The following is a 26339-nucleotide window of genomic DNA, read 5'->3' as shown; positions in this document are numbered from 1 at the left end:
AAAGTACATTACGTGTTTTTTAGTTTGTTTGAACGAAAGTTCATTTTGTTTTCGTTCTTAAGTTGATGGGCATGTGGCGGTACCCCTACATGTGAAAGTGTAAAATATTGCGCACGTTCTTGAAGTGTAAATATAGGCCTACTATAAAGACGATGTATTTCATCGTCTGATAAAATTTTCAGTCTGTTCTTAGTGTCCATATCTATTTGAAAATCCATCCTTTTAGTTAAAATATATCTGTGTTATCAAGTACACGTCATTTTGTATTAGTTCCTATTTTTATTGCGATAAATAGTCATTCTAGATATCCCAGATTTTTCAGCGGCTTCTGTGATACTTGCCCCTTGTTCCATTAAATAAAATGCATAATTTAATTTTTCTTTATCTATAGAGGGTCTACCAGGAAATTTCCCTCGTTTTTTTGCTGCCAAAATTCCTTCTTTTGTTCGTTCTGAAGTTAAATCTCTTTCAAATTGAGCAATTCCTGCAAAAACAGTAAAAAGCATTTTTCCATGTGCAGTTGTTGTATCAATCCAGGACTCTTTTAAACTTTTCAAATTCGCTCCTTTTTGAGAAATAAGTTCGGTAATTTCAATTAAGTCTTTTGTAGATCTTGAAAGTCGAGTCAAGTCTGTTACTACTACTATATCTCCGTTACGTAGAAACTCTAACATACGATTTAACTCAGGACGATTTCGTGTGGTTCCTGTTACTTTTTCAAAAAACATACGCTCACACCCAGCATCTCTTAGTTGCTGTTCCTGGCGATCTAAATTTTGATCAATGGTAGATACCCGCATATATCCAAACTTCATAGAATTCCTCCTTTTCCGTTTTATTGTATCAAAAACGATATAAAATAGATATTGTTACAAAATTATTTTGTTACGTATTTTTGTTACATTGAGATTACTAGTTTACGCGACTTAAATCTTTGATACCTTTACTTGTCACAAAAACGTCCATTTTTGTGACAAGTGGAATTTTAAATATTTGCTATAAAAAAATAAAAATGAATCCCAAACATGTTTGGATTCATTTTTTAATAGTACATAACTAAATTAACTTATACAATACACCGGTTAATACGAAATTGGTATATTTTGTCTTATTCCCCTTTTTCGGGGGATGGGCAAAGAAACCCTTATTGAAAATGCTCGGTTCGAATTGTATGATTAGGGTGTATGATAATAGATTGAAAAATGAGGTGAATTTCGAAAAATGAAAATTGCTTATGCTAGAGTTTCAACTTTAGATCAAAATTTAAATAGACAGATACAAAAATTAAAGGAATTTGGAGCAGAAAAAATATTCACGGAACAAAAATCTGGTGCATCTGTTCATAATAGAGAAGCATTTCAGGAGGCGTTACAATTTGTTCGAAGTGGAGATACATTTATGGTAGAAGCTATCGACAGACTTGGGCGTAATTATGATGAAATTATTGAGACTGTTAATTATCTAAAGAGAAAGGAAGTAAAGTTAATTATTACTAGCCTACCTATTATGGCAGGAGCAATTGGAAACTCTTTATTGGATAAATTCATCAAAGATTTAATCATTCAAATTTTGGCTATGATTGCGGAACAGGAACGAACAGAAACGAAAAGGAGACAAGCACAAGGAATTTCAATAGCCAAACAGAAAGGTGTCTATAAAGGAAGACCAACCATCTATTCTCCAACAGCAAAAGACCCTCAAAAAAGGCTAGTGTACAATCAAGTGTTTGAAATGTTAAATGATGGCGAAGCCATTTCTCATATTGCAAAGGAAAACGGTATAACTCGGCAAACCGTCTACAGAATAAAGAATGCTATGTCTAATTAAAATAGTTATATGACTATTTTATTCTAGTTCTCATTTTTCAAATAAACGTTTGTTTATGTAGCTTTAAAATAAAGTTTGATTAAATTACTATCAACAACCATGATATAGAAGCAAATATAAAGAACATGTTAATCAAAACATGTTCTTATTTAATATAATCGATTCACTTCTTTATAAAAAATTTGATCATTTTATTGAAGCTGATTCCACAAATGCACCCGTTAGTTCAATAAGAATTATTCTTGAACTTCTCTAATACTTTTCCCACTTAAAAACGCATGTCCGTTTGTTAACTTTTTTACGGTTTGAAATCCATACTTCTGATATACTTTTTCTATTGATTCATTTATTGGAAAAACCCAAAGTTTTTTAATTCCTCTATTTATTACTTCTTTTTGTATAAATTGAATAATTTCACCTATCAAGCCTTTACCTCTGAATTCTTTAATTGTAGCTACACTTTCCATTCGAGCTTGTTCCCCATCTTCAAAAATACAAGCAGTTGAACAAGCTATCCCGTCAAACCGAAGAAGATAATGTGTGAAGGAAGAATGATTAAATTGTTCTTTATAAACTTTCTCAATCGATTCCTTACCTCCAAACTCTTTAATACTACTCTCTATATCTAAAGCTTCTTGATAATTTTCTTTTGTTACTTTTTCAATAGTAACTCTTTTATTATTCTGAATGTCAATCACTCTATTATTCCATAATTGAACAGGACTAACGAGTTCTTCATATCTAAAATTCCTTGCTTTTAATTCAGTAATTAGATTTTGTTGGCTCTCTAAATTATAGATGTAAAACCTTGGTATAATTTTTTTAGACTGATAATAGCTAATAACCTCGTCTATAACTGACTGCGGATGTAAACACTCATCAATAATATGTGCATGATTTGAGTCATAATAATTGGGTTGGTTTTCATTACAAAATAATGATCCCCACGAGGTATCAATTCGTTTAGAAAAAGTTTCATAGTATGAAATATCAAGCATTAAAAGTTTTTGTGAATTTGGCATATAGTTACCTCTCAATTTCCAGAATATAATTAATATTAACTGAATTATAGCATATATATTTCAAATCCACAGTTTACATGAAAAGTGAAAATGAAAGCTTAGACGAAATCACATTGGAAATAAAAGTAAGCCTATGACCTATTTTTACACGTATCTCGGCTGTACCCCAAAATCAAGTGGAGTTCATCCATGAACTATTTGAAATTGCTACTTAAGACTAGATTCTACTAGGGAGCTTTTCACCTCTTTACATCTTTCTTCAGTATTTGCACCAGAACCATATTTAATCCCACACGGAGTTTTCAATCAGCCTAATAAATGGGTAAATACATATACGATAAACCCTTTGGATACGTATGTTTTAGTAACAGAATTCAATCCTAAAGAGTATGAATATATGATTTATGAAGAAACAAGGGTTGCTAGACAATTGCATCAAATATTAGAACCTTATGGAATAGATATTAATAATGAATTTGAAAAGTTCGTAGAGTTAGAGGAAATTCCTGAAGCAGCCATAAGCAAAGTAAAGGATTGCTTAATGGAAAAAAGGTGTATGAATGATTATCCAGAAGACTTTCCAGTAGTCGACGGCTATGAATATGTAATTGAGGGCGAGAAAAAGAAACTCATTATTGAAACTGAAACTTATCATGATGATGATACACTATATGACCAAACGGGGTATTTTGATCGCAGTTATATCGTTGAAACTTATCGTAAGACAGTTACAGATGGATTTATTTATGTATTTAAAACGCATGACAATAGTTGGTATCAATATTATGCAGAAGGCGCAAGTAAAGACTGTTGGATCATGAAAGAAGTATATGATGATGAGTTAGACGATTTACCTATTTCATCTTATGAACTTATTGAAACAGAGAAACGTGAAATTCCAGAAGAAGATTTAAAGGCTAATATTAGTTGGGAAGAATTACTCGATCCGAATAGAGAATGTGATTTCTATTACTCTGATAAAATGTTTGCAATGAGTTTCTTAGCTAATGAGGGAAGATATAATGTAGTAAACATTGACGGGGAATGGAAAAGATATAGTGAAATGGTCTTTAAAGGAGAAGAACCGTTTTCTAAATGGGATGATTTAGTATATATTGGGACGGCTAAACAAGGGGCAACTGAAGGAAAGCAATTTACCCAAAAAGAAATGATGCAATTTGCAGTGTATATGCGAGAAAAGAGGGAAAAGTCATCTTTGCATTAATCAAAAGGATGTAGGAAGGAAGAGAAACATACTACAAAACCCCAATTCTCGTATGTTAGAATTGGGGTTTTGTAAAATACATAGCCTAAAGGAGACTTGACTCTTTTTTTTAGTATAACTCAAATCAAAAGAAAATTCAAAATATATTTTACGTAGATTTTATTTTTATTCCGGAGAGATTTCTTGAAAACTACGTATACCACTTAGCTGAATAGAACAAACTGTAAGTATCTTACAAATTGAAAGGAGCGGTATAGATGGAAGATGAGTATTACAATTACATTGATTCTTATTCAATTTACACATTTCACGAATATTTAATAGATATGAAAATTATAGAGAGGGAATTAACCGCTAACTGTTATCTGCCATTATGGGACGTGTATGAAGAGTCTTATAAAAGTTATTGTAGAGAAACTAATTGTGACTTTGAATGTTTAAAAAGTTTTCATTCTATATAGTGTCCCTTTTTTCTAAGGAAGATGAATAAAAAAAAGAAGATTGAAATCAATCTTCTTTAGAAAAAGGAACAGATGACGGATTATTACTCCAACTCTTAAGCAATTATAAATTAATGCGCATAAATGTTCAATTCATTCTGAATTTTCTCAATAAATTTATCTTATTTTTAAATTATAATATAAGTAATTCTTTTTATTGTTATATGTTTGTTCTTTCCTGTTGCAGAATCCTTGTCTTGTTATAAGGATTCTCTTTTTATATTACCAAACTACAAATGAAAAAGATAAGATCGGAGAGTATGACCTTATCTTTAACGTAAGGGAAAAACAAATGACAGAAACCAGCTTAATTTTTATAATATTATATTTTTCGTTATTTTTCTATATAAAACCATAAATAACATCTATATCTATATTGAGAAATTTATTACAAAATTAGTTATAAATGATTCAAAACTCCAATGTAAACTTTTACCCAAAAGTTTACTTTCATTTCCGTTTAAACATTGACTTACATCTGATTTCATTGATATTATAAAAACAGACAAAAAAGTATACATTCAAATCGTTGAAAATAAAGGGATTGAAAAACAGATGGATAAAAAGCAACATTTAATCGATGTACAACCAATTCGGAGCAAAGAACAGCTCGAAGACATGAAATGGTCTCTTAAACGTCATTGTTCAGATCGTGATTACATTTTATTTCTAATTGGTATTAATACGGGTTTACGTGTAAGTGACTTACTTAAAATGGAAACGAGTGAAATTTTAAAACTGAAGCGAAAAAAACGAAAAGAATTTAAAGTGAAAGAAGGAAAGACAAAAAAGGAACGTATCATAAATATTACATCCATTTTTGAGGAAGTACTTCCATATGCTGAAGATCTAAAAAGTACCTGGCTATTTCCTTCTAGAAAAGGGGATAAACCCATTAGTAAAATTCAAGCTTATCGACAATTACAAAAAGCCGGAGATTTTGCCGGAGTAGAATCTTTAGGTACTCATACTATGCGTAAAACATTTGGATATTGGTTTTACAAGCAAACAAAAGATATTGCTATGTTACAAGAAATATTGAATCATAGTACACCACAAATTACACTAAGATACATTGGAATTAATAAAGAAGAAAAGGATAATGTACTTGATACATTCCGAATTTAAGTTAGGTTCGGAATGTATCATATTCTTAAAAAGATACCATACATACTACGCATACCCTAACGAGAACACGGGTTAAAAAAATACACTTAATGCATCGAATTTATATATCTACAGATTTTCAGGTGAAATGGAGGATTTAAGATGAAGAAAAATGAGGAGTCATATTTTATACACCAATATACTTTGCTAGACAAGTCTACAAAATCAATAAAAATTGAATCTTGGCGTTCATTAAAGGAAGAAATGCAAGTATTAGGCATAACGGATAGTGACATTTTTCAAATACAAATGATAGAAATAAAGCCAAATCAAAAGTAACATAACATTATTATGATAAAATTATTTCGACAAAAATAAAAGGGAAGGATTTGTTACTTTAACATGGTAAAAAAAAAGGCATTTACGAAAAAACAACATTATATTCCTCAATTTTCTATAAGACCATTTGAAATTACTAAGGGTTATTGTCTCACAGTGAATTTAGAAACAAATCCCTTTGAAATTTCGGAAAAGAAAACCGAAAATATTATGCAAGAATACGATTTATATGAAGTAAAGGATAATGAAGGAAATTATGTAAATAGAAATGAAATGGAGGACATTTATGGTAAATTTGAAGACTCAATAGCACGTAGATTTCGTAAACTTGTTGATGTACTAGAATCAGATAAAGCAGACATCGAATTCAACAAGATGGTTAAAGTTGCAACAGTAGAATGGTCAAAAGACGAGGCTAATTTACTTTTACATTTGATTTTGACATTAATTCGCAGTCCACATTTAAAGAATTTGATTGATGACAATAAGGATATTCCTGATTTTATGAAACCAATACATTATCTCCTGATGACCAGTGGTCAAAATACGGCTGTAAAATTTGCTAAAGAACTTTATTTCGGAGATAAATTAGAGGATGCTTTGAATTATTTAAAAACAAACTCGGAAAGTGCATTTCATAAATTATTCGAACATCTGATGAGTAAATTTCAATTACGAATTTACAAAACTCGAGGAGAAAAAAATTTATTTCTTTCTGATAAACCTATTCTAGTCAACAAATTTGAAGAAGCTGATTATGTACTTCCTATTTCACCTAAAATCTGTATAGGTGCATACCCCTTACAAAGAAAAAAAGGTAAGGTTTTTATATACAGCCAAATTACATATTTGTCAGATGATGATGTTAACAGAATTAACAAAAAAATTATAGAAAATACAGAAAAAATGTTGATTATTCAAAGTAATGCAGATCTAGAGTTTGTGAAAGAATGGAGAAAAATATAAAAAATATTGTAAAAGATCAAAACCTAAAAGAACATTCTAATCGAGGTCATACTACACTTTAAAACCTAATTTAATTAGGTTTTTATTTTGTCGAAAAAAATATGGATAATTTTTCTTATTTTGTCTTGCAAACAAGACAAAATGATTTTATAATAAGTATAAGAAAACAAAGGAGGGATCTACAACAACTAATGGATGAAATTAAAAATGAAAAATTAGAGGAAGCTCTATTTTTCGTTTATACAACAAGAGAAGCTGAACAAATATGGGGACTAGCGGAAAACACTGTTAATAAGTGGTGCAACCGTGGAAAGTTCTATGAAAATGAAGCAAGAAAAAGCGGGAAAGTCTGGTTAGTCACACGTAATGGTATGAACAGGCTAACTCGTAAATAGTAAACAAGAAAAAGCCCTTACCACCGCCAGATAGTCAGGACTTTTTCTCCTACATCATTAACTAGGAAGGTGATTCGAATGGCAAATACCTTATCTAAAGTTAACAATTGTAATTCTATTATAGCACAGAATCAATCAAAAGAATTAGAGCATATAAGTTTCAAACAAGATGCTTTAAAGAGTTATAGATCCTTATGTGAATGGTTTGGAATTGAGGACTGTATTAATTCTCAAATTTGGTTCTTTGGAACGTTTGGTATTGCTATAGCGATGCTTTTTACTACATATTTGATTGCTGGGTTTCTCTATGGGTTTTAAATTTCAAAATCAGAGGAGGAGCAAATATGAAAGCAGCTAAAGCAAAACGTGGAGAATTTTATGTTCATAAAAAGAATGGTTGGGTATATCAAGTATTAGGATATGCAAAAATGTTTGAACATGAAGAACAAGATATCATAATCCTTAAATGTATGAGGGATAATATGACAGTTACTTTAAGCGCCGATCTATTCGAGCTTTATATAAAAGCAAATAAATTCTTAAAAACGAAAAACATACTTAATAATTTGAAGGTTAGTTTATAACATTACAAATTTTGGAGGTATTTTTATGGAAAAGACTATTTCAGTTCCAACAATTAAAATTGGTGACTATGTACAATTTTCAGATCGCAAGAATCCTTCTTTAAAATTAAATGGTTATGTAGTAAATATTTTAACTAACACAATTATCGTAGATGTTTCAGAAACTATCCAAAATAAAGGTTATAAAGAATTAGACGTTCGGCATGTTGTAAAACACGGTCGGTATAGAAAAATTCGTTCTCGTAAAAAACAGGCTTCCTAAACTCTTAAAAAATTGCTAATGGAAGTCTGGATCTCATGAAGGAATACATGAGTGGTCATAAGAAAAAGAGTCCTAATAATAACGGACTCTTTTTCTTATGTATATCTTTATTAAATTTACTTTTATGTTCTGTTTATTTTATAAATTGCTCTTTATGAAACAGAGTCAATTTTAGTAAAGACACAATTCTAATTATGCGTATGAATATTTAATTATCTCCACCTTTATTTAATATATCTATCTCACATTCCAGTTCTTTAGTTTCCATATTTAAAAAATCCATTGTCATTGCAAGAACTTTTCCATCTTTCTCTCTCTTAGATCCCCATAAACGAACAACTCTATTGATATTACTATCTTCATATGTGATTTGAACTGTTCTTAATTCCTCTCCATCCACAAATTCACGATGTATCCAACATTCTTAAAATTTTAAATTCTCATCAGATTTATGCATGTTATAATGGAAAATTGCTTCTTCTAGTTCTGGAAAGCCCAAACCCTTTTTCTCTAAAGCAATATACTCAAAGTCCCAAAACTTTCTAAAATGATAGATAAGCTCTTTTTGACTTTTCATTATAACTCCTCCACCCAATATTTTTTAAAGTATTATGTATATTTTATATCTGTGACATGATTGATTTTTATATATTGTACATTATCATGTTGGTTCCTAAATCTTAACTCATTACAGACCATATCGTAATAATGAATATAACCCACTTCGGAATATACCTTGTTCTCTTTTTGGTATGAAATACTTACTTGCTTATTTTCAGCCATTGCACAACATACAATATCATTTATAAGATCTAGTTTTTGTTCATCTAAAATAGGCATCGGTACTTCGTTTTGTTTTTCATACATTTCATTTAATCCTTCAAATTGTTCTTTTATGGCTGAGAATGGAACCCATCGCATCATACCTCTATCAATCATAATCTGTATTCCTCCTTATGCTTTATGTCCACCTATTTTTCCGTTTCTTTCTCTTTGTGTAGCCCCTTTAATATAGCTAATTCCACGCATAATTGAATTTTTACCATATCTATGCCGGATTCCGTCCATTGTCTTTGCTAATTTCCTTTTAGTATCTTTTTGGGACGTATCTTCGAACAGTGACATTTGAATTGCATCGTCCCTGGTCAAATTCTTTAGAGTGATGTGTATTTGGCGCACCGGATGACCAGAGTGAAACTTTTTTAATAAGCTTAAACAAGCAGCATAGACATCTTCCGTTAAACATGTCGGTTGATCTAAGGTAATCGCTCGTTTAAATCCTCCACCGATGTATTTGCTATAGCCTATAGAAAGCTCAACCGTACGACAGCATTTATCCATAGATCGTAAACGAAAACAAGTTTCTTCAATTTGTTCTAAAAGAAGTAATTTTAATTTATTTGGGCTGAAACAGTCCTCTAACAAGATTTGTCCTTTTGTAATAGAGGTACTTTTTGGAATGTATTTATTTGCAATCCGACTCTCATCTATACCATATGAGAAGCGATGTAACTCTTCACCCTTTACTTTGCCAAACCTCTTAATCAGATTTTCTTTAGGCGTTTTTGCAACTTCCTTTAAGGAAAATAGCCCCATGCTGTGCAACGCCTCTTCCGTAGCCTTTCCAATTCCCCATACTTTGCGAAGAGGTTTAACTTCCCATAACTTTTTTGAAACATCTTCGTATGACCACATTGCAATTCTAGAATTTGAATATTTACTTTCTACATCTAGAGCTACCTTTGAAAGAAATAAGTTAGGTGCAATTCCAATAGATGCAGTTATACCCGTTGTATCATATATCTCTTTTTGAATTCTTTTAGCAATTACAATTGGATCACGTCCGAAAAGATGCGCTGTTTGTTGCATGTCTAGAAAGCACTCATCTATTGAGTAAACGTGTAGATCTTCAAGCGCCACATACTTTGTATAGATTTCAGTAATTTGATTTGAAATTTCAACAAATCTTTTCATTGTTGCATTCACAATAATAATGTTCGGATCTTTTGGGATTTCATATAATCTTGTTGCTGTAGAAATGCCCATTTTTTTAAGTTCGGGAGTGGCAGCAAGCACGATAGATCCTTTTCTATTTACGTCACCGACAACAGCCAATTTTACTTTTAAAGGATCTAATCCCCTCATGACACACGCACAACTGGCAAAAAAAGAACAAAGATCTATGCAGAGTATCATTCGATTCATGCACTTTGAATAATCAAACATCGTTTTAGCCTCCAAAAACAGAACATTCGTTCTTATTATAAACCTTTTGTTTCTTGTTATACAACCATTTAGAATATATTTTTTTATTAACATTATGGTACGTGAAATTATTAATTAAATTCTTCAATATTCGACGACTCAACAATATGAAATCTCTTAATTTATTAAACTTGTTTTCATTGCTTCATAAATTTAAAAAAGCCTAAACCCTTGTGTATCAATAGGTTCAAGCTTTTAATTTTATAGGAATACCCTTTGCAACAAGTTGCCATTAGAATAGTGTATCAGCAACTTGTAGCTACTTATATGAATGCTAGATTCCACAAAATTATTACATGTATTTTTTATTTTTATTTCTTATTCAATATTATGCTCAACTATTAATAAAATTCCTATTTTCAGTGACTTTTAAAAAATGGGATTATTGGACAAACTGTAAGTAAAACAAATAAGGAAGTGAATTTGATGAATTGGTATTCTAAACCTAGATCAGCTTTAGGGCGTTTTTTAGATAGACACAAAATTACACAAGAAGAACTTTCTTCAAAAAGTGGTGTAACTCGTTCTACTGTTAGTCGATTGTGTAGTTTGGACAGCGTATCACCAACAACTAAGAATTCAAATCGCATTATAAAAGCTTTAAGGAACTTAACCGGAAAAAGTGTAGATTCTACTGATTTTTGGACATGAATTAACTAAAAACATCTTCCATCACAAATGTTCTCATAAATACATTTTGCTTTATAGCGTATTGTTCTAATTTAGATTGCCGATAGTCTGATAATGTGAAAAAGATAATGACTGGAACAATAGCATTCTGTCTTTTATAGATATCTGTTATATGACCATATAACTGTATTTTATGTTCGTTTGCCTTCATATGTTGCATACGATCTATTTCAACGAAATAGGGGACATTATCTTCAAAATACGTTGCGTCAGGAATAATCTGATACCGTTGACCATTAATTGAAAACTCTATTGGTCTTTCTGTTTTCCATTCTGGAAATCCAAGCCACATCCAGCTTTCATTTCGCATTAATATGTGCTGTAATTGACTATTCTTCTTTACTTCTTTTGTAAATCCTAATAAATCCCGTCCCTTTTTGTTTAAATAATATACGTGTTCACGAGCAATTTTTGTAATGTGGCAATATGAATGTAGATCCTTTAATACACGATTGGCGTTTCGAATGCTCCCTAGACAGTGAATTGCTTGTAATTGCCTCCTGGTTGCAAAATCTAACTTACTCAAAGTGGATAAAATCTCGATTTGTCTCGCTTTCTGTTTGAGTGTTTGATGCCTCATGCTGTTTCACCACCTTGTATTGCTTTAGTAACTCCCACATATCATTATCCTTTAAAAAAGGTACCTGGATTTCTTCTGTACGATCAGTCTTGAATAATGCTCTTCCTGGCAGGGACGGTAGATTCTCCAGTCCCGGTTCATCCAATGCAACTTGTGAAGCTACCGTTGTTGGTAAACGAAAACCTATTTTTGCATCAGAGTTTTGCTTAATTTGTCTTGGTAATGTATCAGCAGTCGGATATTGGGTGCAAAATATGAGTCGAAACCCTAAACCACCTCCGATTCTTGCGACTTCGGACAACATCTCCTGGCACAAAAATAATACATCACGTTGTTTTTTAGGTAATCCCTGTGTAGGACATAGGTTTGCACCTTCATCTACTATGATAAAGCAGCGTTCTTTAATTGATGTATCTATGATATTGGTAAAATAGGACTTTTTCATCATTTCGATCTGTTTTACCATCTTTTCACGTACCCTTATCAACATTTCTAACGCCTGTTCTGGATTTTCAGCTACTTCTATTACTTGGGATAGCTCTTTGTAGGGACTAAATTCCAGCCCTTCTTTTAGATCGATAATATAAAATTTTACGTGTTGAGATTGTTGCAAAATCAAACTAGTCATCACGTTTTTTAAAAATACTGTTTTACCAAACCGTGTCATACCCGATACGCACATATGCGGTGTTCTCTCAAAATCATGATACACATGTTTATCTAACGCTTTGCCCATCATGACTCTCCATGTATGCTCTTTTAATAGATCCTTAGACCAATTCCACAATTCGGGTATTTGTTGCTTAAATACACGAATATGAAGTTCTCTTTGATAAAACGATATTTTAACAGGTTTATATAATCCTTCTTCTAATACTTCAGCTAACTTTTTAATAAGTTGGCTAGGTACACCAAGTGGTAACTTGTAAACATAATTCATACTTATGTCATCTTCGATTTCTTTTATAAAAATGGGGTATTGTAATTCACCTTTGTGCTGTACGCATACCTTTGTAATTTCAAAAAACGTTGCAATTTTTTTCTTGTCACTCGGTCCATTACTTTGGTAAAAATAAGCTACAGTTATAAAGGTTGCTGGAATTAATAAAAGTGATAACATTTCCTCCATACCTCCTTAAGGTAGTTGAGCTTGTATGGATGCTTAGAAAAAACGTTCAAGATGCGTTAGTATAATCATTTTCAACTACCAGATGTAATTCTAACGTAGAAACACATCTAGTATATCCATTAGAACGTACCAAACAGTTCCAATTAGCAGACATTTTAGACCCGCACGTAGCAACCAACCTGGAAGGTGAAAACCTTTCTTTTTCAAAAATTTAATCCCTAAAACTGAAGCTCCTGTCACGCCATATACAATACCCAATTCTCCAATGATTGTCATATTAATCCCATCCTTTTGGTTTAATGGACAAATTCCCTTTACAATCCTTAAAAAGTTGATATTCATCTAATAGCTCATTCCAGGAGACAGCCTGTTCATCACCATATAAATCTTCTTCAATTTTTTGACTTAAGTAATAATAAAATTTGTATTGCCGATCCAAATAAACCTCATAGCGCAACATATGATCTCGTATAGCACAAACATTTTCTTCCTTCTTCGTTTCGTTATACATTTGTTTAAGCATTCGTGAAGGGTAAAGATACGGAGTACTATATAACATTTGATAATGATTCATATTTCCTCACCATCCATATAAAATTCTAGGCACATTAATAAATATGATAAAAGCTCCACTTTTTGAATTTGTACCTAAAAAAAGTACAAAAATATATTATTAATATTTCACTTTATTCAATATTAACGAAATGTAAAAATGCATTTTGTAAAAACTTTGTAAATGTTATACTATAATTGGATAAATTTATATTATTATGGTCAAATAAACCAAAATTTCACAACACTACAGTCTTAAACCCAAACTCAGAATATTCAGAATAATATTGAAACATAGACTTTAATAAAATACATAATTGCTTTTCTGTTATCATTTTATTATGAGAATATTCCCATTATTTTACGGGATATGGGATGATGGGGGAGAAAGATATGATCGTTCATGTGAAAGGGAATGAAAAATTGATTCAGACTTTAAATGAATGGTACTTTAAAATTCGAGCAAGAGATCTTGATGAAGCAATTTCTTTAAAAGATGAGATCGACTTAGTTATAAATGAATTTAAAGAAGACCAAAATTTGATGTTACATTACTACCTCATAGATTTTCGTCATAATTATTTACTTAACAACCTAGGCATTTCTACGGATAGTTTTGACATTATTAATACATTTTCTATACCACAGGATAATTTTTTAACATATTATTACCATTTTTTTAAAGCGATTTACTATAATGCAATCGGAAATTATCCATCTTCAAGGAACTTCTATGATAGAGCGAAACCCTTATTAAAATATATTAATAACGAATTAGAGGTTGCTGAATTTCACTATATGTTAGGATATACATTGTATGATTCATACAATGGCTTTTTAGCCTTACAAGAATTATCAAAGGCTAAAGAAATATTTTCTAAATACGCTGAATGTGAAACTAACCTTGCTTTTTGTGATAATCTTTTGGGATTAACTTATGCAGAGTTAGATGAATTTGAACTTGCGAATAAGCATTATACATTAGCATTAAACACCTTTGAAACAATAAAAGAAGAGACCTTCATACTAATGGTAAAACAAAACATAGCTTTAATGCATGCCAAACAGGAACGTCCTGATTTAGCAATTCAATATCTTTCAGAAGTTAATAAAAAAATGCTAAACAACTATAAAGCTTTATTCGTAGAAGCAAGAGAATACGTTAAATTACTCGAAAAAGAAGAAGCTTGTGAGCGTATCGAGCGAGGCATAAACATCTGTAAAAATCTTGGTATTGAAGAGTATTTACATCATTTTCGCATCTTACAAGCATTAAATGATAATGTAGATGCTTCACAATTAGAAAATATTATTTTAGAAGGTATTGAATATTTTGAAAAACAAAAAATATCAGAGTATACTAAGGAATATCAAGAGCATTTAGCGCATAAGTATTATGAGCAAAAGAACTACCTTAAATCGTGCGAATATTACGAGTTGTCCAGGAAAACGAAGAATATATTTAAAAAGGGTGATTTAAATGAAGAAACTACATCATAAATCTATTGGACTGTTAATAGCTGTGGCTTTAATATTTAGTGTACAAACTCCGGTAAGCAAAGTTGCCCAAGACCTGATTGTTCAATATGCACATGGAAACGGAGGGGGATAATCCCCTCTATTTTTATTTACACACAAAATAAATTTTAGATTTAATTTACCTTGTTAAAATCTTTTAAAATAAGGAAAGTTGCTCTTCCTCATTCTGAATACTAATTTTAACTTTATATGTATAATACTTTCCCATTCTGGACTCGATTTCTTTTTCCACTTGTTTGATAGCAGCATCAGGGGTATTTGCTGTAATGTATACAATATCCGGTTCATACACTTCACAATTTGGAGATATAATTGTAAATTCCACTGGGTACTTTTCCATAATCCTCATTCCTTCTTACGCTTCAATATTATAAAAAATATCCTAAAATACATATGGCAAATATAACACTACCTACAACTATAATTAAAGATATTATGCCAAATAACAAATAACCAAGATAATAAAATCCCAAACAGGTAAAAGCAATAATTAATAAAATACCGAGAATTTGTAAAATAAATGCTTTGCATAAATATAATATACTGATAAGTACCATCCAAAACCAAACGGACTTTAAAAATCCAGCTCTTTTTTTTGATTTATTCACTTGAGTTTCCATTTGCTCACCTCTTTTATTGTTGTAGTAGCTCATTTCCTTAAAATATAAAGAAATGGAGTGCCTTTATAAAAAGTAAGCACTCCACCATGTTAATATGCATTGTTGTCTTTTGCTTTTCAAATTTTAAAAATCCGCTTCTTCATTATCTTCTTTAGCAATTCCACCAATTACCTCTTTAGCATTGATAATTTTACCTTCTTTAAGATCTGGTTCTTCACCTTTAAGATCTGGTTGTTTTGGTGTAGTAACAAATCCATTAGAAAGTAACTGATCTAATTTATTTTCAACTGTGTCTAAAAGATTCAATCTCTTTTCTACACTTTCTAATTTTTGCATTAGTTGTTCATATCGTAGTTCATTTTGTACTAAATCGACAACATAGCTTGTTAATTGCCTACTATTAGACTTTTCATTAAGGATTTCATATACGTCATCGGGCATGTTTTCAGCACCTAATGCCATTTTTCTCCTTTTAGCCATATATTAGCACGTCCTTTTATTCTAAGCTAACTGTTCTTTCGTTTCATCAATTGCTTTTAACTCTAAAGCAGCTAGGTTAATTGTTCTGGATGTTGGAGCGAATATTTCTTTTTCATCACGTTTGATGATATCACTTAAGAAGAAATGATTATTCTTTGCAGCCGTTTCGTTCATATGATCTAATAACGCCAATCTAATATATGGTTCTAAAACTGGAGCTTCCCCACCAATATAGATGAATTTTAAAACTGTATTTGTACTTGAAGGAATAAACACATCTAGTACTTTAGCAACTAAAATTTTTGCATATTCTTGTAGTGCTTCTACAATTTCAGAGGTGAAATCATGTTCTAGACCTGTATTTTCATCTGTTAATACATACTCTTGATCCTTATAGTTCTTAACAATAAATGCTTCTAATGTTCTTAAATCTTTAAAATATTGAAGTACTTTTTCTTTTCTAAATCGGTCAATATACCCTAAAAATGGTTCAATATCGATTACCTGGAATGAGTCTCTGTGTTTAGGCGTAGTAAGCCCTTTTCCTAAACGTACAGCATCCGTTGAACCTCCACCAATATCAGTAAGTACAACTTCAAAATCATCAAACTTTTCAGCTTCCAAACGTTTCTCAATACTGATTACATCTGAATTTTTATCTTTTGCTACCATTTTGTATTTCAATGAATGTCTAGCAATTTCTGATTCATTTCGGCATTTTGCTGTGTTAACAGTAATAGTTAACTCTCTTTCCATACCCGGTGTTAAAACTTTAACCTTATGTTCACCTATAAATCTTTGCTCCATCATCTTGTGAGCAATGCTAAATTTCTCTTCACGTTTTAACAACCATATTGGTAACATCATGCTCATATATTCGATTTCAACTTCATTATCGTCTTTATCAGCGTTAAGTGCATGATAATATGCCATTGCTCCTAAAAAGCTTATATAAGGGATCGGGCTTTTAATTTTATCGTGCATTTTATTTACGTGAGAATTTGCTAACTGATTATCTTCAGCTAAGCGTCCCAATACATAATAAGATTCTTCTCCGTCGATTTCAGTTGAAATTAATAAACTATTTAACAAATCCTCTGGATTTGAAATACGTTCAACAAGTAAATCTTCCGCTTTTTTCTTAGAAACTTTTACTACATTCGTTGCTAATTCAAAGTAATAGCCATCCACCGTGAAATTATTAAAACTGTTTCCGAAATCAGCTACTTTTCTTCCAATTTTCATTAAAAATTCCTCCCTTTCGTATCTAAGTACGACTTAAGTGTGACTTATAATCTTATTTTAGCACATTTAACCAAAAAAAAACAACTGTTTTCTAAAAATAAGTACGACTTAAGTCGTACTTATTTTTAGAAACTTTTATTGAAAGGAAAACACTTATTAGTAATCGAATTAGACGAATAACGAACATTCAACAACATGACGAACATTGATTTTAACCATTAACGACTAAATGCCAACTTGAAATAACGTATTAAAGACATAAAACGAGGTGGTGACGACGAATGACGACTAGGGAAGATTACACAGAGGAATCGTGGCACGGCAGCCAGGACAGTACGTATAAAAAAACTTATTCTCTTGCTGATATTGCAAGGATACTCCAAAAACCCCGTACAACCATTCAAGCTTGGAGAGACCAATTCAAACCATACTTAGCAACAGTACCAGGAACAAAGGGAAGAACCCTAAGATACCAAAGGGAATCCCTAGAGCTTTTTAAGCTAATAGCCAATATGAAGGATGCCCAAGAACCTCCTGATGTAATTGAGAACGTGTTAAAGGGAACTGTAAACTATATTGTGGTTGATGAAGAAGCTACACAGGATGAACTTATGGATAAGCCCATTCTTCAAATGATGTACGAGAATATGAAAGAAGTTGCTGTACATCTTCAAAATCAAGAAGCGCTAAATCTACAGCTCATTCAACATATGAAAGAAGTTGAGGCAACTAATAAAGTACTTCTCTCCAAAATTGAGGAACAACAAAAGATTTTTGATTCTACAATAAGTAGTAAAGATCAACAATTATTAGAACTAATTCAAGAGGTGCAAGAAACCAAAAAATTAATAGCATCTAGTCAACAGGAAAAATCCTGGTTTACTAAACTATTTAAAAAGTAATTGTGATTCAAAGTGTGGTATAGAAATTTAGGGAAGATTGTAAGCTAATTACAATCTTCCCTTTGTATTTTATAAGTTTGATAAGCCTCGCTAAATAATTACAAATTTTCATTAGAATATCTTATTTATTAAATCTTGTTTTTAAAAAATAAAACCAATAAAAACATTAGAAATAAAATAAAGCCTTTGACTCTTACTCTTACAAGCGATATAGAATTCTATCTTAGTAAATTTCTAAGTTAAAATGTGGGTAAATTTTGGGATGTTCATTTTTAAAAGGGAAGATTTCTTTACTAGAATTTAAAACAGAAAATGAAAGTTTCCGATGAAAAATCTGGATATTTTTTTCTTTAAGTATCTGAAGGAGCTTGAAGAGAGTGGAGGATAAATAATGACATGACAAATAGCCTTGCTATGTGTGATTTTTTCAAGCAAGGCTAAATGATAATTATTTTTTAAAAAATGAGGTTTACAGGTTTGGAATAAGCATTTTTTTGAATAAATCAAATGGGATTTTACTATTATTCTTTTTTTCTATCCCCATTTTTGCAAGACGTTTTTGAGATTCAATTGCTCTTTGTTTTTGATAAAACTTCAATTTGTCACTAAACATTTTCATAAAATGAGCAGGAGCGCTATAATCAGCTTTGTTATCTCTGAACCATTTAACAGATTCTTCAAAAGCCCACTCACCAGACGTTTCTAAATTATTTAAATCTGGTGGCAATCTTAAAGCAATTACATAAGCATCTTTTTCAGTTAAATTTGTTACACGTTGACTCATCATATAGTGGTAAGCTTTTTTTTGATCTTCACTTAAGTAAGTTTCTAAGTCTTCTTCTCGCTCTGTTTTAATATCCAAAATATCTAATCCAGAGGAAACAGGTATTTGACTTTCCTCTTCAGATTTACTTTTTTCTTTAAAAGTTTTTTTCTTTAAAAACTCTGTAAAAGTAGCGCATATATCAATAGCTAAAGCCCATTTTACCTTGAAGTATTCAATGATTTTTAAATAATTGTTATGTATAGTCAAGATGTAAACGGAAGGAGCAATCTTTCCGTGCCGTCTTACCTTTATTTGTTGACATACTCCTAAATCTTGCAGCCAATTCAACACGTAATTAATAATGGGTTTAGAAATACCCGATTTTTTACAAATGTGCTCTTGCCTTACTTGGGCATAACCTTCTTGTACCAAATAAGATAAGATAGTCTCAAAGGCTTCAAATTGTCTTTTGGTAAGGTAATCTTTTGTGGTAACACCTTCATATTCATCATGGACAATATTATCAATATAAGTAGTAACTTTCTTGATTGATTGATTAATAGTTCCTGGTGTTTTGGGTAAATGTTTAATTCGAGGGCTTAATTCAGCTTTTGCTCGACTAAGCAAAAAGTTGTTTAATAACACGGAAAAAACCTCCTATTTTTTCCACCACAAAGAAACAGAAAAATGCTGGAAAAGTAGAGGTTTTTATTCACATTATATATATTAGGTGCTATAATAGTTGTAGATAATATATATTTTAATATGGATAAAACCCCTACTTCTTTAGGATTTTTAATTGATTCAGCCGCCAAACTGAAAGATCAATTAAAAATGGCTTGTGGTAGGGTTTTTTTATTTGTAATAATTTAAACGATAAATTTATTTATGCATTAATTTTATAACTATTAAGATAGAATATCAATCTAATAATTAGTATTTTTTACTTAAACAGTTTGTTTATAGATTAATTGAATTAAATTATGCGTGTAATTTTCAAAAAAGGTCTCTAATGTTTAGAGACCTTTTTTTGTAGTTCATGTTGAAGATAATTTGTGAAATTAACGAAATCTACATGTAACTGATCGTACTTATATCCAAAAAACTTAAGGTATTCAGTCAGTTCTTTTTCTAACTGTTCTTGTTTTTTATCAGGTAACAAAAGAATTTCTTGATGTAGCTCTTTTACTTTTGTATATATGTCTTGTTTCTTTTCATGTTCACTTATTGTCAAATATAATTCTACATTATTAATTATGTCTTGTTTATGCTCAATTTTTTCTGTAGCTATTTCATTATTTAGAGTAGGTGTGTCACTTATTCCTATTAAATAGTCAGCGCTAACATCAAAAATTTGTGCTATTGCAGCCAAAATGTTGTACGGTGGCTCTGATCCTTTCTTTTCCCAATTCGATACAGATGCAGAACTAAATGAAGATCCTACAACTTCACTTAATTTTTCCCCTAACTCCTTCATTGACCAACTACGTTCTTGGCGTAATTTTCGTAAACGCTCGCTAAAAATATTCATATTTTTAGTCCTTTCATATAAATTCATATTCTGAATATGTTATAAATACCGAAATAAGTATAAAATACATATTATTTTGTATATATTTAAGTAAATAAAACTAAAATATTTTGTTTTTTAGTAAATTTTACTTGTTTTTCACTTTAAAAGTGATGTATACTTAATTTATACTAATCGAGAGGAGGTATTTAATACTTATGTTATTAAGTGAACGGCAATCAAAAGATTACTCTTTAACACAACTCGGTCAAAAAGTTAATATTAAACCTCAAGTTCTTCATGCGATCGAGAAAGGAAAAACAAGTGTTAATTCCGAAAGAGCAGAAAAAATTGCTAAGTTTTTTAATAAACCGGTCGAATACTTTTTTATACCAACTTATTACCGAGTTCGAGAATAAATAAAAAAAGTTAAAGTTACTAAATAAAGTTCCAAAGTAACCATATAAGTTTAATTATAGTAAAAAAAACTAGTAATTCAAATAGAATTAATGATTCAAAAACTGATCTTTGAAAACTGCATATCATTTGAGGGAGCTGTTAGTATGTTGAAACGATCGTATCAAACGTTACTCATTGCTATGAGTATGCTTCTAATTGTCTTAAGTTTTGTATTTCCACTTACTAAGGCAAGTGCTGAAGTTATCAATCGTGAGAAGTACGAAATGGATTGGAGTTTTAGTCCCATGTATGGGAAAAACCTACGGACAGAATTGTTGAAGAATACGAATGGGCAAATTGGGTATTGCTTAACGTATGGAAAATTAAGTCCAAACGGTAATGATCTTCCGGAAATGGGGCGTACAGATGATATTGTGTATCGGGTTCTTCTAAATGGATATCCGCAAAAGAGTCCAGAAGAATTAGGTGTTTCTAACTGGAAAGAAGCGCATTATGCGACACAGCTTAGTGTTTGGGCAGCGTTGGGTCAAATTGACATCAATGAAGTTCAGCATCGTAATGAAAATGTTGCGAAAGCTGTAAAAGCCATTATTGGTGGTGCAAATGCAAGCCAGGAAACACAAGACCTGTACATGAATGTAACGCCAACAGACAATCAAGAAGCAAAACTTAATGGTGAGTACTTTGAAACGACAGTGTATCAAATTCAAAGTAACGCTAAGAACGGTGTATTTACAGTTCAACTAGCTAATGCACCGAATGGAACGAAAATTGTTTCTACAAAAGGTGAAGCGAAACAACAATTCAATTTAGGAGAACAATTCCGTATTCTAATACCGAAATCCTCTCAAACAGGTAACTTTTCCTTAAAAGTAACATCTAATCTTTCTAATTTGCAGGCAGTTGCTTATCAAGGAACTGATAAAGTCCAAGATGCAACAGTCCTTTTAGAAAAAAATGAGGAAAAAGTGAGTGCCGATCTACAAGTAAACTGGAAATCTCTTGGTGGATTGAAAGTTGTAAAAGTGGGAGAACAAAAAGAATTGCTACAAGGTGCAGTATTTGAAGTCATGAACAGTGCAAATCAAAAAGTAGGCACTTTGACTACAAATGAGCAAGGTTCAGCAAGCCTTTCTGGTTTAGAAATCGGAACTTATACTCTTAAAGAGGTAAAATCACCTACTGGTTATATACTGAATGAGCAGCCGCAACAGATTGAAGTTAAAACAGGTGAGGTTGCAACAATTACAGTGCAAAATACGAAGGTAAAAGGAAACATTGAGATTAAAAAATTAAGTGACAGTGGAAAAACACTTCCAAAAGTAGAGTTCACAGTGTATACAGCAGAGGGAAAAGAAATCACAAAAACAACTACAAACGAGCAAGGGATTGCACAAGTGAAGAATCTTCCGTATGGAAAGTATTATTTTGTTGAGACAAAAGGGGTAGAAGGATACCTTCTTAATCAAACAAAATATTCATTCGAGATTAAAGAGCAAGGAAAAACGCTAACATTCACAGTCGAAAATAAAGAAGTAAAAGGAAACGTGCAACTTCTAAAAGTAGATGGAGAGAATCCAGATAAAAAATTAGAAGGTGCAGTGTTCGTTCTTCAAGATAGTAAAGGGAAGAACATAAGCGAACACAAAAGTGATAAAAACGGTTTGATTGAAGTGAAAGACTTACCATTTGGAGCATACTCATTTGTTGAGAAGCAAGCACCAACTGGCTATGTTTTAACGAAAGAATCTATTCCTTTTAGTATTTCGGAACAAGGAAAGACAATCATGCTAACAGCGAAAAATAAGCACATCACAGGAGAATTAGAGATTAGCAAGGTAGATATTGCAGATGGCAACAATAAGCTTCCGAACGCTGAATTTACTATTTTTAACGAGCAAGGAAAAGAAGTTGCAAAAGGAAAAACGGATGAAAACGGCATTGCAAAATTCAAGCTTCCATATGGAAAGTACACGTATAAAGAAACATTCGCACCAGACGGCTATTTACTGAATGAAGAGATATTCCCTTTTGAAATTAAAGAGGACGGTCAAATTATTAAGCATACGGTGAAGGATCAGAAGAAACCGACACCACCTACACCAGAGACACCAAAACCAGAACAGCCAGAACAACCACAAAAACCAGAAATACCACAAAAGCCAGAGCAACCAGAAGCACCACAACCGCAGGTACCGGAACAACCAAAAGTAACCGAAAAACCTGTCATTCCACAACTAGAGAAACCACAACAGATTGTTATGAAACCACAACTAGAACAAACGCCAAAGAAAATTGAAACGTATCTTCCGACAACAGGCGGTAAAGCCGAAAATCCATACATAAAATGGGTTGGTCTTGCATGTGTCGTACTCGGCTTAATTGGAGCTGTATTTGCAGTAAGAAACCGTAAGAAAGCTCAATCTTAATATGAAAGAATATGAAGCTCATTTTAGCGAAATTGATGAAAATCCGTTAGGATTTGCTATTGGATGTCGGAATGCATGTATACTCGTTATTCCCATTTGGATCGTTGTTTTTTGGATAGGGAGCAAAATATAAAAAGCGAAAGGGAGATGAAATGAAATGTTAGGAATCAACCTTGGTAATGTTAAACAAAGCCCTATTAATCCATTTGATATAAAGGATAAATATAAAATAGAAAAGTTAGATCTAAAGAATATACATGAAGCGAAAACGTTGGATATAAAAAATATATGTGAAACGAAAAAAAATCATGTGTTTCTAGGGAAAGCCGGAAAAGGAACGGGTTATCGTATAGGTGATTTGATTTCTAAAGAACTTATGCAAGCTATTTCAATCGCACAAACTGTAATTAAACCAATAAAACAGCATGATTATTGTATAGAATACGCTACAAAATTATTGGCAGGAAGTATTTTGTATCTGAATCATCGACATAAAGATTTGTATTACCTAGATGTGAAAAAAGCTATTGAGTTCACAGAAAAATTATACGAAAGTGGGGCAAACTTGGTAGAAGTAGTGGATTCGCTTAAAAAGGAGCATCCAGCGCACCATATATTTCAAGAGCTAGGTTATCATTCAGAAGAAACAAGGGATACGATAATTGTTACATTGCTATACAATCTAGAAAAATATCAGCGTGAAAAATTAAATCCAGAGAGAGAGTATTTTTGGTTTCAGTAGTAATCATAAGAGGAAAATGAAATAGGAAGGAGTGCAACGCATGTTAGGCGTAGCTAAGAAGTATACAAAGGTGATTAGAGCGTTGAAAGAACTGAATGAAGGGGAAAAGGTTGCAGGTGTCATAAAAGCTCGTTTTGGAGCTTATAAAACGGTCATAGAAGGCGTGAAGAAAACAACAGATGATTTTATTTTCATTTTTGATCCGAAAGGCATCTTTTATGAAGATACCCATCAAGAAAAACGAAAACAAGGATATCAAATCATCAAACATGATTTACTAACTGGTTATGGAACACTACAAATGGATCTAAAACAAAAATCCGTTGTGTACATCAGTGTAGAAACGGAAACGAGTACGTATCAAGAGAGAGGAGAAGCATTATCAAATTTTCTTCAATATCTAACAGAATGCAAGAATATAAGACCGATTCACCTGGTATTTCATCAATATGATTTGTACCCAATCCCTCATATGGAGCAGTTTTTAAAAGAAAGCGCAACATACCACATTCAGCATTCAATCGTAGTTGAATCTCAATCCGCATTACAGCACATATACGGAAAAGAGGCAGCACAACGCATTATCACTTCGTACAACACAACAATCCTAGCATGATCTAAAGCACTCGTTCACTATTTCATCCTATCTAGATGGCTAGAAAACTAGACAAGGGAGAAGCGTTTTTCTCCCTTCTTTATCAAAAATAGGAGGCGTTCATATGGGAAAAGAAAAAAGACTCACATTTTATGATATTGCGGCATCACAAGCTCATAGTGTTAAAACTTTTGATGGAAAAACATACGAACTGAAAGGCACCATCGCAATTGAAAATAGCACAGGAAGCATTGAAAAGGTGGCTCAAATTTATTATCAAGTGCGCTCGGTTAGAGATGAACATCAAAACTTAATTGCTAAACGAAAAAATAAACATGCGGAATTAGTAGCTGTCAAACAAAAATGTAAATAAAAAAAGCGATTTTGAAGTGTGCTGAGAACATAGCACAAAGTAAGTTGCTCTTTGACAATTTAGATATATATTGCGTATCTTTTCCTTTCATTATTGATTTTGAAGGATAGTATACGACTTTCAATATATATGCGTGCCTCCCTTCGAAAGGTCACTAGAAGGGTTAGGTATACGGTTATCGTTGGATGAGTAAGATCGTAAAACTCATCTGTGACCACTGGGAAATGCATTGTATCAAAGACCTGTTTGTGTCAGTACTCGTGAGGAATATCCCATTTTGACATTCTGAAGAAGCGAGGAACATCACAACAGTAGATACATAAGGTTCTACGTTCACGCCAAAATACGTAGTGCGGTATTGGGCATATAGAAGCTAGGTCGGGATTAGTCTCTATACGCATGCCAATACGGGGTTCGTCATTCCAGCCATAAATGATATTTCCATTATCTATCCCACTTTCCTTTAAATGTTATAAAATAAAGACAGATGTTGGAGTTTAAAAGTGTCTCATCACACTTCAAAATCGCTTATAAAAATATGACATAGGGAGGAACATGCATGAGTCGTAAAGGGTGGATCATTTCCGCTATTGTTGGACTGTTAATTGCAATTGGTATTGGTTCAACGTTTGTCTTTAGTTCGGGAAAAGGGGAAGTAATGGATCTTAGTCCGTTAGAAATGAAGAAGTTTATGAGTGAGGATGGCACAGGTTTTGTTATGTTGAACTCAAATATGAGACATAGTGATGATTGGATTTTTCTTGTGAAGAAAATAGCTGAAAAGGAAAAAATTCAAGTAAGAGGATTGAATGAAAATCGTGAAGATATTCCAGGTTCAAGTAATCCCCATGATTGGGGCTTGTCACAACGAAGAGATTCTCTTGCTTATTATGAAAAAGGAAAACTGAAAAAAGATATAGATTTTTCTAAGTTTAAAGAGTCCGAACTTGAAAAAGCAGTTACCCATTTTGTTCAAATTTGCAAAGAGCAATATCAGAAGTAATCACATAATCATTGAAAGGTGGTGATATAGTGGCGATTACACAGAGGGAATTGAAAAAAGAAAAAGATATGGTAGCAAACCTATTAAGAGCCAATGGTCAGGATTATAACCATTGGCTTCATTTACATCATCAGAAATACATTGAAGAAAATCAAGATTTAGTAATGAAAGCTTTACAAGCTTATAAGGCAACACCAACAGAAGTGAAAGAAGAAAGCAAGGCGAATGAATCAAGTCAGCTTAGTAACGTATAAGCATTTAAAAATGAAAAG

At 31.9% G+C, this 26339-nt stretch carries 33 protein-coding genes and 1 pseudogene; 19 read left to right on the top strand and 15 right to left on the bottom strand.

The window, feature by feature from the left end; all coding sequences use genetic code 11:
* Positions 1-266 precede the first annotated feature (266 nt).
* Entirely contained in the window at positions 267-815 is a 549-nt protein-coding gene (locus PDQ68_RS23315; RefSeq protein ID WP_270694730.1) for a recombinase family protein, read from the bottom strand.
* A gap of 406 nt (positions 816-1221) precedes the next feature.
* Between PDQ68_RS23315 and PDQ68_RS23310 the strand changes: the two genes are divergently transcribed.
* Positions 1222-1827, top strand: a complete 606-nt coding sequence (locus PDQ68_RS23310) for a recombinase family protein (protein ID WP_000686376.1) — start codon at positions 1222-1224, stop codon at positions 1825-1827.
* 236 nt (positions 1828-2063) lie between these two features.
* Here PDQ68_RS23310 and PDQ68_RS23305 read toward each other — a convergent pair whose 3' ends face one another.
* Positions 2064-2849 carry a GNAT family N-acetyltransferase gene (locus PDQ68_RS23305; RefSeq protein WP_001133935.1) on the bottom strand — a complete coding sequence of 262 codons (786 nt, stop codon included), beginning with the start codon at positions 2847-2849 and terminating at the stop codon, positions 2064-2066.
* A 286-nt stretch (positions 2850-3135) separates the two neighbouring features.
* Here PDQ68_RS23305 and PDQ68_RS23300 point away from each other — a divergent pair, with 286 nt between their 5' ends.
* From PDQ68_RS23300 to PDQ68_RS23265, 8 genes are all read left to right on the top strand, one after another.
* Entirely contained in the window at positions 3136-4074 is a 939-nt protein-coding gene (locus PDQ68_RS23300) for a hypothetical protein (RefSeq protein WP_270787003.1), read from the top strand.
* Positions 4075-5129: 1055 nt separating this feature from the next.
* Positions 5130-5702, top strand: coding sequence for a tyrosine-type recombinase/integrase (locus PDQ68_RS23295; RefSeq protein WP_000358766.1), 573 nt, complete (start codon positions 5130-5132; stop codon positions 5700-5702).
* Between the two features lie 141 nt (positions 5703-5843).
* Positions 5844-6020 (top strand): hypothetical protein, encoded by a 177-nt coding sequence (locus PDQ68_RS23290; protein ID WP_000739172.1) that lies wholly within the window; start codon positions 5844-5846, stop codon positions 6018-6020.
* 63 nt (positions 6021-6083) lie between these two features.
* Positions 6084-6986: a DUF4238 domain-containing protein gene (locus PDQ68_RS23285; RefSeq protein ID WP_270787001.1), complete on the top strand. Its 903-nt coding sequence runs from the start codon at positions 6084-6086 to the stop codon at positions 6984-6986.
* 191 nt (positions 6987-7177) lie between these two features.
* Positions 7178-7381 (top strand): helix-turn-helix domain-containing protein, encoded by a 204-nt coding sequence (locus tag PDQ68_RS23280; RefSeq protein WP_098605209.1) that lies wholly within the window; start codon positions 7178-7180, stop codon positions 7379-7381.
* A 78-nt stretch (positions 7382-7459) separates the two neighbouring features.
* On the top strand, positions 7460-7699 hold the full coding sequence (locus PDQ68_RS23275) for a hypothetical protein (protein ID WP_270787000.1): 240 nt from the start codon (positions 7460-7462) through the stop codon (positions 7697-7699).
* 26 nt (positions 7700-7725) lie between these two features.
* A complete protein-coding gene (locus PDQ68_RS23270; protein ID WP_270786998.1) occupies positions 7726-7965 on the top strand; it encodes a hypothetical protein in 240 nt (79 codons plus the stop codon).
* 25 nt (positions 7966-7990) lie between these two features.
* Positions 7991-8227: a DUF2187 family protein gene (locus tag PDQ68_RS23265; protein ID WP_048536220.1), complete on the top strand. Its 237-nt coding sequence runs from the start codon at positions 7991-7993 to the stop codon at positions 8225-8227.
* A 208-nt stretch (positions 8228-8435) separates the two neighbouring features.
* Here PDQ68_RS23265 and PDQ68_RS28915 read toward each other — a convergent pair.
* From PDQ68_RS28915 to PDQ68_RS23245, 3 genes and pseudogenes are all read right to left on the bottom strand, one after another.
* Positions 8436-8804: pseudogene (locus tag PDQ68_RS28915) on the bottom strand (hypothetical protein).
* A 32-nt stretch (positions 8805-8836) separates the two neighbouring features.
* Positions 8837-9166 carry a YolD-like family protein gene (locus PDQ68_RS23250; RefSeq protein WP_023524113.1) on the bottom strand — a complete coding sequence of 110 codons (330 nt, stop codon included), beginning with the start codon at positions 9164-9166 and terminating at the stop codon, positions 8837-8839.
* Between the two features lie 15 nt (positions 9167-9181).
* Positions 9182-10453 (bottom strand): Y-family DNA polymerase, encoded by a 1272-nt coding sequence (locus PDQ68_RS23245; protein WP_270786995.1) that lies wholly within the window; start codon positions 10451-10453, stop codon positions 9182-9184.
* A 465-nt stretch (positions 10454-10918) separates the two neighbouring features.
* Between PDQ68_RS23245 and PDQ68_RS23240 the strand changes: the two genes are divergently transcribed.
* Positions 10919-11143, top strand: a complete 225-nt coding sequence (locus tag PDQ68_RS23240) for a helix-turn-helix domain-containing protein (protein ID WP_270786994.1) — start codon at positions 10919-10921, stop codon at positions 11141-11143.
* A gap of 1 nt (position 11144) precedes the next feature.
* Here the strand turns inward: PDQ68_RS23240 and PDQ68_RS23235 are convergent, their stop codons facing one another.
* The 4 genes from PDQ68_RS23235 to PDQ68_RS23220 form a co-directional block, all read right to left on the bottom strand.
* Entirely contained in the window at positions 11145-11762 is a 618-nt protein-coding gene (locus PDQ68_RS23235; RefSeq protein ID WP_270786993.1) for a replication-relaxation family protein, read from the bottom strand.
* A complete protein-coding gene (locus PDQ68_RS23230; RefSeq protein ID WP_270787002.1) occupies positions 11701-12882 on the bottom strand; it encodes an FtsK/SpoIIIE domain-containing protein in 1182 nt (393 codons plus the stop codon). Before PDQ68_RS23230 ends, PDQ68_RS23235 begins: the two co-directional genes overlap by 62 nt.
* A gap of 99 nt (positions 12883-12981) precedes the next feature.
* Complete coding sequence (locus PDQ68_RS23225; RefSeq protein WP_215585262.1) at positions 12982-13167, bottom strand: hypothetical protein; 186 nt, start codon at positions 13165-13167, stop codon at positions 12982-12984.
* A gap of 1 nt (position 13168) precedes the next feature.
* The gene (locus PDQ68_RS23220) at positions 13169-13465 is read right to left on the bottom strand and encodes a hypothetical protein (protein WP_098289620.1); all 297 of its coding nucleotides are present in this window, start codon (positions 13463-13465) and stop codon (positions 13169-13171) included.
* Positions 13466-13836: 371 nt separating this feature from the next.
* Here PDQ68_RS23220 and PDQ68_RS23215 point away from each other — a divergent pair, with 371 nt between their 5' ends.
* Positions 13837-14943, top strand: a complete 1107-nt coding sequence (locus PDQ68_RS23215; RefSeq protein ID WP_270786992.1) for a response regulator aspartate phosphatase — start codon at positions 13837-13839, stop codon at positions 14941-14943.
* Between the two features lie 175 nt (positions 14944-15118).
* Here PDQ68_RS23215 and PDQ68_RS23210 read toward each other — a convergent pair whose 3' ends face one another.
* The 4 genes from PDQ68_RS23210 to PDQ68_RS23195 all read right to left on the bottom strand — a co-directional run bounded on the left by PDQ68_RS23210 (position 15119) and on the right by PDQ68_RS23195 (position 17327).
* Positions 15119-15322, bottom strand: coding sequence for a hypothetical protein (locus PDQ68_RS23210; RefSeq protein WP_074596362.1), 204 nt, complete (start codon positions 15320-15322; stop codon positions 15119-15121).
* Between the two features lie 28 nt (positions 15323-15350).
* The gene (locus PDQ68_RS23205; RefSeq protein ID WP_270786991.1) at positions 15351-15602 is read right to left on the bottom strand and encodes a hypothetical protein; all 252 of its coding nucleotides are present in this window, start codon (positions 15600-15602) and stop codon (positions 15351-15353) included.
* Positions 15603-15725: 123 nt separating this feature from the next.
* Complete coding sequence (locus tag PDQ68_RS23200; protein WP_270786989.1) at positions 15726-16082, bottom strand: hypothetical protein; 357 nt, start codon at positions 16080-16082, stop codon at positions 15726-15728.
* 21 nt (positions 16083-16103) lie between these two features.
* On the bottom strand, positions 16104-17327 hold the full coding sequence (locus tag PDQ68_RS23195; protein WP_270786988.1) for a ParM/StbA family protein: 1224 nt from the start codon (positions 17325-17327) through the stop codon (positions 16104-16106).
* 281 nt (positions 17328-17608) lie between these two features.
* Here PDQ68_RS23195 and PDQ68_RS23190 point away from each other — a divergent pair, with 281 nt between their 5' ends.
* Positions 17609-18229 (top strand): DUF3967 domain-containing protein, encoded by a 621-nt coding sequence (locus tag PDQ68_RS23190; RefSeq protein WP_270786987.1) that lies wholly within the window; start codon positions 17609-17611, stop codon positions 18227-18229.
* 469 nt (positions 18230-18698) lie between these two features.
* Here the strand turns inward: PDQ68_RS23190 and PDQ68_RS23185 are convergent, their stop codons facing one another.
* Both PDQ68_RS23185 and PDQ68_RS23180 read right to left on the bottom strand, forming a co-directional pair.
* Complete coding sequence (locus PDQ68_RS23185; protein WP_270786986.1) at positions 18699-19640, bottom strand: Replicase RepFR55; 942 nt, start codon at positions 19638-19640, stop codon at positions 18699-18701.
* Between the two features lie 364 nt (positions 19641-20004).
* The gene (locus PDQ68_RS23180; protein ID WP_065486242.1) at positions 20005-20526 is read right to left on the bottom strand and encodes a helix-turn-helix domain-containing protein; all 522 of its coding nucleotides are present in this window, start codon (positions 20524-20526) and stop codon (positions 20005-20007) included.
* Positions 20527-20723: 197 nt separating this feature from the next.
* Here PDQ68_RS23180 and PDQ68_RS23175 point away from each other — a divergent pair, with 197 nt between their 5' ends.
* From PDQ68_RS23175 to PDQ68_RS23145, 7 genes are all read left to right on the top strand, one after another.
* Positions 20724-20924, top strand: coding sequence for a helix-turn-helix transcriptional regulator (locus PDQ68_RS23175; protein ID WP_048536239.1), 201 nt, complete (start codon positions 20724-20726; stop codon positions 20922-20924).
* Between the two features lie 144 nt (positions 20925-21068).
* Positions 21069-23354, top strand: a complete 2286-nt coding sequence (locus PDQ68_RS23170; protein WP_270786985.1) for a SpaA isopeptide-forming pilin-related protein — start codon at positions 21069-21071, stop codon at positions 23352-23354.
* Positions 23355-23664: 310 nt separating this feature from the next.
* A complete protein-coding gene (locus PDQ68_RS23165) occupies positions 23665-24096 on the top strand; it encodes a TRAG family protein (RefSeq protein WP_472926914.1) in 432 nt (143 codons plus the stop codon).
* A 40-nt stretch (positions 24097-24136) separates the two neighbouring features.
* Positions 24137-24712 carry a type IV secretory system conjugative DNA transfer family protein gene (locus PDQ68_RS23160; protein ID WP_254490082.1) on the top strand — a complete coding sequence of 192 codons (576 nt, stop codon included), beginning with the start codon at positions 24137-24139 and terminating at the stop codon, positions 24710-24712.
* A gap of 103 nt (positions 24713-24815) precedes the next feature.
* Positions 24816-25064, top strand: a complete 249-nt coding sequence (locus PDQ68_RS23155) for a hypothetical protein (protein WP_000514061.1) — start codon at positions 24816-24818, stop codon at positions 25062-25064.
* 559 nt (positions 25065-25623) lie between these two features.
* Positions 25624-26067, top strand: coding sequence for a hypothetical protein (locus PDQ68_RS23150; RefSeq protein WP_270786981.1), 444 nt, complete (start codon positions 25624-25626; stop codon positions 26065-26067).
* 29 nt (positions 26068-26096) lie between these two features.
* The gene (locus tag PDQ68_RS23145) at positions 26097-26321 is read left to right on the top strand and encodes a hypothetical protein (RefSeq protein WP_086396672.1); all 225 of its coding nucleotides are present in this window, start codon (positions 26097-26099) and stop codon (positions 26319-26321) included.
* Positions 26322-26339: the final 18 nt, after the last annotated feature.

The organism is Bacillus cereus group sp. Bc010 (genome assembly GCF_027716745.1).
GTDB classification, from domain to species: Bacteria; Bacillota; Bacilli; order Bacillales; family Bacillaceae_G; genus Bacillus_A; species Bacillus_A pacificus.
Note: the sequence above shows the minus strand (reverse complement) of the source record. Positions and strands in the feature narration are given on the sequence as shown.